This is a genomic window from Myxococcus llanfairpwllgwyngyllgogerychwyrndrobwllllantysiliogogogochensis, assembly GCF_006636215.1.
GTDB lineage: Bacteria > Myxococcota > Myxococcia > Myxococcales > Myxococcaceae > Myxococcus > Myxococcus llanfairpwllgwyngyllgogerychwyrndrobwllllantysiliogogogochensis.
Genome location: NZ_VIFM01000331.1, coordinates 1 through 11589, shown reverse-complemented (window position 1 = coordinate 11589; position 11589 = coordinate 1). Strand labels below are relative to the sequence as shown.

6 protein-coding genes are annotated in these 11589 nt (G+C 67.0%); 1 reads left to right on the top strand and 5 read right to left on the bottom strand.

The window, feature by feature from the left end; genetic code table 11:
* On the top strand, window positions 1–505 hold a 505-nt coding region (locus tag FJV41_RS43910), incomplete at its 5' end, for a hypothetical protein (protein ID WP_141648608.1).
* Between the two features lie 172 nt (window positions 506–677).
* On the opposite strand, the gene FJV41_RS43905 is transcribed toward FJV41_RS43910, so the two are convergent.
* The 5 genes from FJV41_RS43905 to FJV41_RS43885 form a co-directional block, all read right to left on the bottom strand.
* A complete protein-coding gene (locus FJV41_RS43905) occupies window positions 678–3989 on the bottom strand; it encodes a putative Ig domain-containing protein (RefSeq protein WP_141648607.1) in 3312 nt (1103 codons plus the stop codon).
* A gap of 175 nt (window positions 3990–4164) precedes the next feature.
* Window positions 4165–6918, bottom strand: coding sequence for a lamin tail domain-containing protein (locus FJV41_RS43900; RefSeq protein ID WP_141648606.1), 2754 nt, complete (start codon window positions 6916–6918; stop codon window positions 4165–4167).
* Between the two features lie 123 nt (window positions 6919–7041).
* A complete protein-coding gene (locus FJV41_RS43895; RefSeq protein WP_141648605.1) occupies window positions 7042–8460 on the bottom strand; it encodes an IgA Peptidase M64 in 1419 nt (472 codons plus the stop codon).
* A gap of 69 nt (window positions 8461–8529) precedes the next feature.
* Window positions 8530–10053 carry a PEGA domain-containing protein gene (locus tag FJV41_RS43890; RefSeq protein WP_141648604.1) on the bottom strand — a complete coding sequence of 508 codons (1524 nt, stop codon included), beginning with the start codon at window positions 10051–10053 and terminating at the stop codon, window positions 8530–8532.
* 38 nt (window positions 10054–10091) lie between these two features.
* Entirely contained in the window at window positions 10092–11549 is a 1458-nt protein-coding gene (locus FJV41_RS43885) for an Ig-like domain-containing domain (RefSeq protein ID WP_181791353.1), read from the bottom strand.
* Window positions 11550–11589 lie beyond the last annotated feature (40 nt).

The following is an 11589-nucleotide window of genomic DNA, read 5'->3' as shown; positions in this document are numbered from 1 at the left end:
CGTGGGGGGCGTGCTGGGGGGCGGTGGCTGCGAGCGGCAAGAGGACAAGGTGTCGACGCGCACTCCCTCGGCGGACGACCGGGAGGTGCGCTCGGCCCTGTTTCGAGACCTGGTCGCCTCGCGTGAGCGCGCGCCAGACCCCGAGGCCTTGAAAGGTCTGGATGCTCAGGGCCGCACGGGACAGGGTGGCTCGGGGCGACCCGCGCCCACGGGGAGTGTGTCGGGGCGCGTGGAGTGGGTGGGGGACAACGAGTTGCTCATCCGCGATTCGGGCGGACAGGAGCGGGATGTCGAGGTGACGTCGGACACGCTGCTGCGGTTGAACGGGAAGCCGGTGGGTCTGGCCTCGATGCGCGAGGGGGACTCCGTCGAGGTGACGTACGACGACGGCCCCGGCGGCTGGGTGGCGCGAGATGTCGAGGTGGTGATTGCCCAGGAGCCGCTCATCCCGACGGAGCGTGAGCTCCGGGCGCGCGAGCGCGACAAGGCCTCGTCGCGTCCGTGAGCAGCCGCATCACGAGGACAGCTCCTGCGTGTGCATGCGTGAGCGCGGACGAGGCCGCGCCGCCGTCAGTGAGCGGACAGCGCCCGGCTCATCCCGCGGCGAAGCGGCGCGGGTGCTCACGCCGAGTCGTCGGTAGGTCGAACGTGCCGTCCGCTGACAACGGGGCCTTGCGTCAGAACGCGTTGCCGTTCGCGCGACGGCCCGGTGACGAGCCAAGGCTGGGATTGAGCGTGGTGTGGAGGACGAAGTCGGTGCCGCCAGGGAACGCGTCGGGTGAGCGATTGAGCGACACGTTGTCCACGGTGCTCGTATAGGTCATCACATCCACCGCGGTGTTCTGGAGGTTTCGCAGGGTCACGGTGTCGCCGCCGTTGTTGAGGCCCAGCTGCCCGGTGGAGGCGTGCACGGTGTCAGGCGTGCCAGGTGGGAAGCCGTTGGGGCCGCCGAAGACGACATACGCCTTTCCCGGCGGGACGAGTGTCCCCGTGGCGAAGGTGTGCCGGACCACGTTGGCATCCGACAGAGACCAGCCAGACAGGTCCGCGGTGGAGCCGCCGGTGTTGATGACCTCGACGAACTCGTACTGACTGTCGGGCACGGTGCCGCCGTCGCCACTCGGGACCGAGGGTTCGTTGGCGAGCACCTCGTTGATGAGCATCGCGGGAGGTGTGCTCGTCCCACCGTCGGGGACGCCGCCTCCTCCGCCGAAGGCATAGTGGCTGACGACGGGGTAATGGTCGCTGACGATGTTGTTGTAGTTGGGAATCCACGAGTCGGGGCGAACGACGCGGACGGAGTCGGGGACGTAGACGGCGGCGACCTCGTCGCTGACGAGCGTGTGGTCGATGGTGTCGGGGTATTCGGTGGTGGTGCGCTCGGCGCGCTCCGACAGGGCCCGGGTGATGAAGGTGTAGTGGGTGGGGTTGGAGATGAAGTTCTCGAAGGGCGTGTTCAGATACACGCCTCCGCTGTACGTGATGGAGCGGTCGACATCGTCATTCCAGTCGCCAATGACAATCACGCGCGCGGTAGGCATCCCGTCGAGATAAGCCTTCAGCGCGATGCTGGCCTCCTGTCTTCGCCCATGAGACTCCACGTCGGCGAAGGCCTTCATGTGCATGACGATGACGATGAGGGGGGCCGAAGCGCCGTTGATGAAGGTGGTGAAGTTGACGCGCAGGGGAGGGCGACCTCCGAAGACATTGGAGTTCTCGGTGAGGATGAGCTCCGCGCTCTGGAAGACGAGGCTGCTGTCGTAGAGGATGCCGGGCTTCTGCTCTCCGGCCGAGTACCAGAAGCTGGTGTTGGGGACGTAGGTCGAGTCGTTGGCGAGGAAGCCGTCGTATTGGGGGAGCTGCGCCTTGAGGACGTCGAAGTCCGCGTTGTCCACGATCTCGACCAGGCCCCACACGTTGGCGCCCGTGTCCGCGAGGATGTCTCGCGCGTGAGCGAGCTGCAGGTCATCGAGATTCCCCCCGGGTGACGTGGAGTTGGGCGGGCCCTGGGTCTCCGCGCCGAACCACTCGATGTTCCAGTGGCCCACAATGAAAGGCTGTCCCGAGCCGCTGACGGTGAGTGACAGCGCGCGCGAGGCGGAGGAGCCCTTGGCGTCCTGCACGGAGGCGCTGAAAGACGTGATGCCCTGGACGGTGGGAGTGCCGGAGATGAGGCCGCTCGCGGAGAGGGTCAGGCCGGTGGGCAGCGCGCCCACGTGGCCCCAGGTCAGGGGTGCGCGCCCATCGCTCGCCGTAAGGGTGGTGGAGTAGGGCTGGCCCGAGACGGCCTGGGGCAGGGTGTCCGTCGTCACGGTGGGGGGCACGTAGACGGAGAGAGACACGCTGCGCTCGGCGAAGCGGCCTTGGGCATCGGAGACGCGGACGGTGAAGGTGCGGGTGCTGGAGGTGGTGGTTCCGCTGATGGTGCCGGAACTGGAGAGGGACAGGCCGGTGGGGAGCGAGCCTGAGACGACGCTCCAGGAGAAGGGGGCCTTGCCACCGGAGACGGCCATGGTGGCGGAGTAGGGCGCGCCAGTGTCGGCCTCGGGGAGCGCGCTCGTGGTGATGGTGGGGGGGGCGTAGACGACGAGCGCCAGGGTCCGAGGGGCCGTGCGACCGTTCTCGTCGGAGACGCGGACGGTGAAGGACGCGGTGCCGGCGGAGGAGGGTGTGCCGCTGAGCGTGCCCTGGGGCGAGAGCGAGAGGCCAGGAGGCAGCGTGCCGGAGACGAGCGTCCAGGTGAGGGTGCCTCGGCCACCGGTGGCGGTGAGCGCGTGCTGGTAGGCGGTGCTCAGCGTCGCATCGGGGAGGGCCTGGGTGGTGATGGTGGGAAGGGCGAGGACGGTGAAGGCGACGGAGCGAGTGGCGGTGCGGCCATTGGCGTCACGAGCGATGACGTCGAAGGTGAAGGCGCCGCCCTGGGTGGGCTGTCCGTGGAGGAGTCCCTCGGGAGCGAGTGAGAGTCCGGTGGGAAGGGGGCCCGGAGTGGAGAAGACGAAGGGGGCCTTGCCCTGCGAGGCCTGGAGGGCGCGAGCGACGTTGTCCTGGACGTAGACGCTCTGCGGGGCCACGGCGGCGAGCAAAGGGGGCAGGTAGGTCGCGAGGGAGAGCTCCCGCGTATCGGTGGCGCCGTTGGCGTCGGTGACGCGGAGGCTGAACGTGGAGGTGCCGGCGGCGGAGGGAGTGCCATTGAGGATTCCGGAGCCGAGCAGCGCGAGTCCGGGAGGCAGGGCGCCGCTGACGAGGGTCCACGCGTAGGGCGCCTTCCCGCCGAGGACGGAGGGGGCCTGGCCATAGGCGCTGTCCGTATAGGCATCCGGGAGGGTGGTGGAGGTGATGGTGAGTCCGTCGCGGACGGTGAGCTGGAAGTCCGCGGAAGCGGTGTGGCCATTGGCGTCACGGGCCTCGAGGGTGAAGGAGAAGGAGCCCGAGGTGGTGGGGGTGCCGGCGAGGGAGAAGGCTTCCAGTTGGAGGCCGGGGGGCAGGGCACCGGAGGTGACGTGGAGGCTCAGCGGGGCGAGTCCACCGGAGGCCGAGAGGGCGGCGGAGTAGGGGAGGCCGACGATACCGAGCGAGAGGGACGCGGTGGAGAAGGTGGGCGGCGCGAGAACGGAGAGGGTGAGTTGCTGGGAGGACGCGGCGCCGGAAGCGTCCTGGACGTGAACGGTGAAGGTGAAGGAGCCGGAGGCGATGGGGCTGCCGGAGAGGAGTCCCTGAGCGCCGAGCCGCATTCCCGAGGGAAGGTCTCCGCTGGAGAGGCTCCAGGCATAGGGAGGCGAGCCACCAGAGACCGCGAGGGGCGCGGAGTACGCGTCACCGAGATAGGCGTCGGAGAGGGAGGTGGTCTCGACGGTGAGCGAGGTGTGGCCGCCGTCGGTGGGATTCGGACCGGCGTCCCGTTCAGGGAGCAGGGGCGTGGAGGGCTTGGAGCCGGGGCATGCGGACAGGCTGAGGGCGAGCAGCAACGTCAGTGCACGTTGGAACCGCATGGAGACTCCGAACCAGCAGGGGCAGTGGCCCCAGGTGAGAGCGGGCACTGTAGTCCGTGGTGGTGACAGCAGCTCAATGGCGTGTCGGGTGATTCGGCCAAGAAAAAGGCCGCGGCCCCCGAAGGGACCGCGGCCAGGAAGGATGAGCTTGGGGGCTCAGCCCCGTGTCAGCCGATTACGGCGTCGGCGCGCCCGGAGAGCTGGGCAGGAACACGAAGTCGGCGTTGTTGTCGTTGGTGTCGCCGCCGTTGGGAACGCGCTGGAGCGAGCCCGCCGTCGAGCCCGAGTCCGAGGCGAGGGTCCGCGTACCCTCGACGAAGCTGAGGGCCAGGTCACCCGCGCCGGTCAGGATGTTGAACACAGGGTTATGGAGAACTGGGGGAGCCGGGGGGATCGGGGCAGGCGTCTCGTAGAAGATGGTGTCGACCATCGTTCCCGTGGAGAACTTGACGAGGCCAATGCCGTCACCAGTGCCATTCTGGATGATGTTCTCGTTCGCGTTGGCCGGCGGCGGCGTGGCGATGACCAGACGAAGAACGCCGGGCAGCGGGTTGTTCGTGAAGAACGGCGCGGGTGCGGCGACCAGGTATCCACCCGCAGGCAGCGACGTCACCGAGGTGCCAGCCGCATCGGTCACGTTGCTCAGGTCGAAGAGGCTATATTCGCGCCGCGGCGTGGCGGTTGATTCACCGTTGACAAGGACGAGGCGGAGGTCGCTCAAGTCTGCGGCCGCGTTGCCTCGGTTGTAGATTTCGACGAACTCCGCAGTGTCGGTGCCGGGGTTGTCGTAGTCCACCTCGTTGATGACGAGCGAAGCGCCCTCGGGCGGAGGCGTGAAGCCGGTGAAGTTCGCGCTGTTGTTCGCGCTGGCGACCGGCTTGCCGCTCAGGTCGGTGACCTCGCCGGAGACGGTGGCCGTATAGGCCGTGCCCGCGGTCTGCTCGCTCGTGGTGAGGGTCACCAGCGTTCCGTCGACCGCGACGCCCGAGACGGTCAGGTTTTCGATGGTGAAGTCCGAGGCCTGCGCCGAAGCCTCAGCAATCTTACGGTCGAACGTGAGCCGGACCTGAGTGGCGGACAGGCTGGTCGCCGTGACCAGCTTGGGCGCGGGGCAGTCGAGCGTGATGTCCGAAGCCGAGAAGGCCGACGGCTGCGGGGTGGTGCCGAACCGCCACATGGGACCCACGAGGGTGAACTGGCAGCCCGGGGCGGCTTCGAGCGCCTGGGGCAGGGCCGTGGGCATGCGCAGGCGAATCGTGTTGGTGGTGGACATCCCGGTCGTCGTGATGGGGAAGCCCGTGAAGCCCGCCCCCGCGCCGCCCACAGCGCCCAGGGTACCGGAGAGCGTGATGAGCTGATACTCGTAGCCGTCCAGTGCGGTAACGAGGTCGTTCGCGCCGGAGCGGTCCACGGCAAGCGAGCGCACCGAGTGACCCTGGCTGAGCCGCGTGAACTCCGCGACGGTGCTGGCCAGGTCCTGCTGGTTCGCGAGCCGCTTCGTGGCGACGGTCAGGCTGATCCGGTCTCCCACGGCCACCTGGTTCACGACGGCGGGGTCGGAGACGAACATCGCGGGGCCGTTGGCCTCCGCCTGGAGGAAGAAGCCGACAGGCTCGGTCTCGTTGTCCTGGCCCGGCACGGCGGGCTTGAGGAACGTGACGTAGGCTCCATTGACGGGCAGGTTGGGGGAGCCAGCCTCGGCGGCGAGGAAGGCGGCGATCTGCGCGCTGGTCTCAGCCGCAGTGGGGCCAGGGGCCGTCTCGCAAGCGTGGCTGGTCGTGTTGCAGACCTGGCCCGCCGTGCAGCTCGCGTTCGTCAGGCACTGCACGCACTCCGTGCGGTTGTTGCAGACCGGCTTCAGCGGATCCAGACCCGCGCACTGGGTGTCGGTGACGCAGACCTCGCACTGACCACGGTTGTTGTTGCCCGTGGGGTCGCAGAAGTCACGCGCGCTGTCCGGCACCGCGGCGCAGTCGGTATTTTCCGTGCAGCCACACAGGAAGTTGGCGTTGCAGGCCGGCTTGGTCGCATCGCAGTGGGCGGTGTTGCCCGGGGAGCACTCGACGCACGTCGTCGGCGTGGTGTCCGTGCGGCACACCGGGGTCTCCGGAGCGCACGACGCGTTGTCCGCGCAGCCCTCGCAGGCGGAGCCCGTGGCGTTGCACGTCTGCTCACCCTGGCAACCCTCAGTGGCGTTGCAGACCTTGCACTCGCCGGCGCCGTTGTTGGCCGCCGTGTCGCAGATGTTGGTGGGCGAAGAGCAGCCCTGGTCGGGGCTCGTCTGCGAGTCGAAGCAGACCTTGCACGCGCCCGCGCCACTGTTGGCGGCCGTGTCGCAGATGGGGGCCGTGGCCGAGCAGCCCAGGTCCTGGCTATTGCCCGTGGCGGAGTCCGTGCACGCCTTGCAGACGCCCACGCCGTTGTTGGCGGTGGTGTCGCAGACCGGCACTTCAGCGGCACAGCCCAGGTCCTGGCCGTTGCCCGTGGCCGTGTCGCGGCACGCGGTGCATACGCCCTTGCCGCCTGTGCCGGTGATGTCGCAGACAGGAGCGGCGGCGGAGCAGCCTTCATCCGTGCCCGTGCCCGTGGCGGAGTCGCGGCAAATCTTGCACACGCCCGTGCCGGAGCTGATGTCACACAGCTCGCCCGAGCCGCAGCCCGGGTTGCAGGTCACGCCCGCGTCCGGAGTCCCCGAGTCGGGAGTGCCCGAGTCCGGCGTCCCCGAATCCGGCGTACCCGAGTCCGGCGTCGGTACGTTGATGGCGACCTGATCACAGGTCCCATCGTTACAGGTCCACTCCTTGCCCGGATCTGGCTGGCCATTATCGGCGCGACAGTCGAACTGGTCGACGCACTCATCTCCACAGCCCGTGCCCATCGTGACGAGCACGGCGGTCATGAGCGCTGCAAGCCAATTTCGCTTCTGCATGCGGTCCCCTCCAGGGATGCAGGTAGTAACTCGCCCCCCTTACACCTGAACCTGGAGAGGGTCCATTGCGGGGCCCCCGTGACACCGCCATGTCACGCAGGAATCCCTCGAAATGACTGGTTATCAGGGTGTCTTGCGGGAGGCTGGAGGTCGGGGACCCGCGTACAAGTCGATGACCTGTGAAATCGCGCTCTGACACACCGCGCAGAAGGGCACCCGGTCCCGGGTGAACATCACACAGTCGAGCTGGGGTCTGTAATACCCCCGGGCCTCGTAGTTGGCCCCTTCGAAGGCGCCCACCTTGTTCGAGTACTTCTGTGAGGAAAGGAACTTCTCCTCCCAGTCACGCTGCGCCACGAACAGTGAGTCCATCTCCGACTCCGGCTTGCGCTGGGCCCGGACCTGGCGGCGGCGCTTCTGCACGTCATTGGAGTGCGTCTCGTAGGCCTCCTTGCTCCAGGGTGTGGGCAGGGGCGTGCCGGGCGTCACCAGGTGTTTCCATTTGAGCTGCTCCGGGTCCTTGAGCGCGGTGACGTTCTTCTCCCACGGCTCCAGTCGGTCGGCGCTGGGCACGTAGACGGACTCGGAGGTGTAGTACTCGTCGGCGAGGCCCGCGAAGTGATGGCCGAACTCGTGGACGAAGACGTAGGGCGCCCACAGGCTGTCGGCCGCCACGGTGCCGTAGAGGCCGAGGATGCCGCCGCCTCCGTAGGTGTTTCCGTTGGACAGGATTTCGACGAACTCGTAGGGCGCGAAGGCAGACAGCTCGCGGAAGGCCTTGTTGTCGAAGGTCAGGATGTAGCGCTCGCTGCCGAAGGCGTCATAGGTGGTGCCCACGGGTGAGCGCCGGTGGACGCCGGTGGACGGCCGGGAGATTCCGGACTGCACGGCGGCCGGCATCAGGCCCCAGACGTTGAAGTCTGCCTTGCGCTCCTTGAAGGGCGAGAAGGTGAAGAGGATGTCCACCATGCGCCGGGCGTCCTTCTCGAACCTGGCGCGCTCCGCTTCGGTGTAGCCGTCGCCCAGGATGAGCAGGTCCACCTTCTGCTCCGGCGGCCCGTTCTCCAGCAGTTTCAGCAGCGGGCCCGGAGCGGGCGGTGAGGACGGGTCCACGAACATGTCCTTCGGGTCCACGATGAGCGACCACACCTCGCGGAAGGCGTTCTGTGCGTCCCGCTTCTTGAGGAGCACCTGGACGGGGCGCTCCGGCGTGGGGAAGCGAAGCGACTCGTGGAAGGTGCGGTGCTGGCTCTTCGCCTCGGTGGTGAGCTCCCACTCTCCGTAGATGGAAGCGAACCCCCGGGAGAAGAGGACCTGGTTCGTGTCCCGGTCCCTCACCTCGAAGAGGTACTTGCCGAGGTTGGTGTCATCGACCGCGCGTGCCGCATGGCCCGGCCAGGGCAGCGGCTCGAGGACCACCTTGTCGAGGCTGAAGCGTTCCTCGGTGGCATTGCCGGTGTGGAAGTAGTCCACCCTAAGGGTGCGAGGGGCCGCGGCGGAAGCGCTCGTGGCCAGGAGCAGGGCAAGAAGGGCACGCGTCATGCGCGGCACTCTATGCGGCGGCGAGGGTGTCGGCGCGGATGGCGAGCGATTCCCTGGGAGGCGTGGACGTCAGAAGGTGCCGGAGAGGCTGGCCGAGACCTCCTCGCCATTCGTGGCGACGCCCACTGAGACAGGCGGCGGTGCTTGGGGCGAGGGCGACAGGAGGAAGAGCACGGCCCCAGCAGCGACCGCTGCACCTCCTCCGGCGAGCAGTCCGGTGAGGACGTTGCTCTTCTGGACCAGCGAGTTCCGGAGTCTCAGCGCCTCCCGGTCCGTGGAGAGGATTCGGCCGTTCTCGAGCCGCTTCTCCAGGTCATCCACGTTCTTCTGCGCCAGGAACCGCACCACGCCCGCCCCTCCCAGGGCAGCCATGCCGGTGCCGAGCAGGACATAGGACGCCACACGCAGTGCCGGTGTGGGTCGGTCCGCGGAATCCGCGATGCCGTCCGAGAGGAGGTCCGGAGCGCTGATGTCCATACCTCCATGCGGGGCGCCAGACTTGTCCGAGGTCACGGCCTGCTCCCAGGGAGCACGCCCATTGGCGTTCATCACCACGAGGTTGGAGGGAGACCGACCCGTGGTCACGAAGTCCACCAGCGCGGAGAGTGCTTCCGCCGGGGCATCCAGGCCCTGCGTCTTGAAGCCGCCTTCACGGAGCTTCTGGCCGCCCTCGACATTGAGCACGGTGGCGGCGAACCACTTGGGGCCGCTGCTGGGGCGCTCCAGACGCACGACGATGACCTCCTCGACACCGAGCGTGCCGCCAAGCCGGATGGCGTGACTGAGGATCCGCTCGTCGCTTCCCTCAGGAGCGGCGAGGCAGGGGAACGGGGTGGCGGAGACGGAGCCCTCATATGCGAGGTCGACGAGCAGGGGCGTGTCGGCGCCTTGGGCCTGAATCTGTCGAGGGAAGCTGATGGCCTCGCCCTTCACCAGGTTGAGGTCGTAGGTGCCCGCCAGCACGTCGAGCGTCAGGGGCGTCTGCCCCATCTTGAGGCCGTCGAGGTACACGTCAGAGGTCGGCAACGTGGATTTCACCGAGAGCTTCACCTTTCGGGCGAGGTTCAACTCCCGTCGCAGCTTGTCGAACCCCTGGCGCACCGAGGGCGCGAAGTAATCCGGGTCGAGCTCGTAGGTGGGCTGGAGTCGCAACACGCTTCGGAACGCGGTGTCGCTCTCCTTTTGTTTGCCCATAGCCCGATAGTTCAGGCCGTGCAGGAGCTGGGCATTCACATAGAGCTTCCAGCGTGCATCGCCTACGGGCAGGCGGTTGATTTGCTGGAGGGCTTCGTCGATGGCCACGGCGGCCTTGCCGTTCCGGCTCTCGTAGAAGTGGTCCTGAGCGGAGTCGAGCTGCCGCTGGAGGTCTTCGTAGCTCTTGGTGGGTTGCGGAAAGAGCCGCTCGCTGAAACCGGACGCGCTCAGGACATCCTGCTCCGGGCTGGAGACGAGGGCATTGAGAAACGCGTTGGCCTGGCTGCCCAGCTCCGCGTCCTTGCAATCTCCACTCGCGACGACCAGACGGCGAGGAGCCGCGAGTCCGAGCGCCGGAAGGGTCGCGAGGAGAAGAAAAACGATTCGGAAATCTGTCATCGAAGTGGTTCCGTGAGGGGAGAGGAGCTGTTTGAACGCTAGCGATTGAGCCGGCGTACCCTCATTCGATCTTCGGAGAGGATGAGGTGTCGCCAGGACAGCACCATTTCTCCAGTGCTCGTTCGTTGAAGCGTGTGCTGGTTGGTGAGTACCCGGCCTTCGACAGTGAACGAGGCGTCGTCGAGCGACTCCCAACTCAGCCCCGTCCAGCGGCTGGTTCGCAAGCGACTGTCCGTAGGCGTGAGGGTGACGAGACTTGTCCACGCGACGAATGGGGTGCCGGTAGAATCCGTTTCAAGCGCGGGCCCCATTGTCGTGAGGGTTCCTGCGGTTGGAAGCTGGGGTGTCCCCAGCAAGGCCCAGTACGAATCAAACCAATTTTTAGTGGCGACGCAGTCGTTCCCACTACCGGTGCCAGCGAGCCATGTGAGGATGGGTTGGTCCGTGGGACCAAATGCCAGGGATACATATGGCTCCTGGACTTGAATGTTGTGGTCCTCGGCGTCGAGGACCGTCCAGGTATTGTTGAGGAACTGGCTGACGTGGATGGTGTTCTCAGTTGCGCCGGTGGCCACCCACGCGATGGTGGGGACCTTGCTGCGCGTGTATTTCAAGACCGGGTTCGTGACGTAGTTCGATGTGTCCCGCGCGTTGAAGCAGTTTCCAAGAGGACTCCAGTTGTTTGTGGCCCACTCCGCAGCACAAACAGTGTTTGCCACAGTGAACTCCGATTCGCTCCAGGCAATGGCGGGTTGGCCGGAGGGGGCCCACTCGAGATGAGGATGGGCCTTCTGTGGCATCGAAGCATCGACTTCGACATGCTCCCCGAGCGACTCCCATTGGGTTCCAGTCCACCTCTTCACCTGCACTGTCGAGGAGCCTGAGCTGCCAGGTTGGGTCCAGGCGACGATGGGGTTGCCAGCGGAGTCCAGGATGAGCGAGTTGTCATGGAGGCTCCCTTGGTTTGAGAAGGCGATGTGGTTTTGGCCGTAAGTCTTCCACTCGCCGCTTTCGTAGCGCTTGACGTAGAGCCAATGCAGGTTGCTGGCATACAGACTCCATGTGGCCACCAGGTTGCCGGCTGCGTCGAAGGCATGGCTCTTGATGTCACTGTCACGCGCACTCAGGAGGGCCCCATCCCCAGTGCCCCAAGGAATCCAGAAGGGGATGGTCCAGTCCCAGCCGCGCGACTCGATGTTCAGGCTGTTCCCCGCGAGGTCCACGAGTTGCTCGGTGAGGATCAACTGAACCGGATGCGATGGCGCATACCCGGCTCCCGGCACCACCGTCATCGTCTTCCCATCCCCCGACAGTGACACCGTCCGGGCCACCTCCACCCCGCCCACGGTGAGTCGCACGGAGGCGCTCGTCACGGTGCTCGCATTCACCGGCTCGGAGAACACGGCCTGGATGGGGCTCTTGACCCACACATCCTGCGCCCCCGGTTCCGGGGCCCGCGACACCACTCGCGGCGCGGTGCGGTCCACCACCACCACGCGCTCCTCCCCCGCGAACACCGTCTCCCCGAACACCACC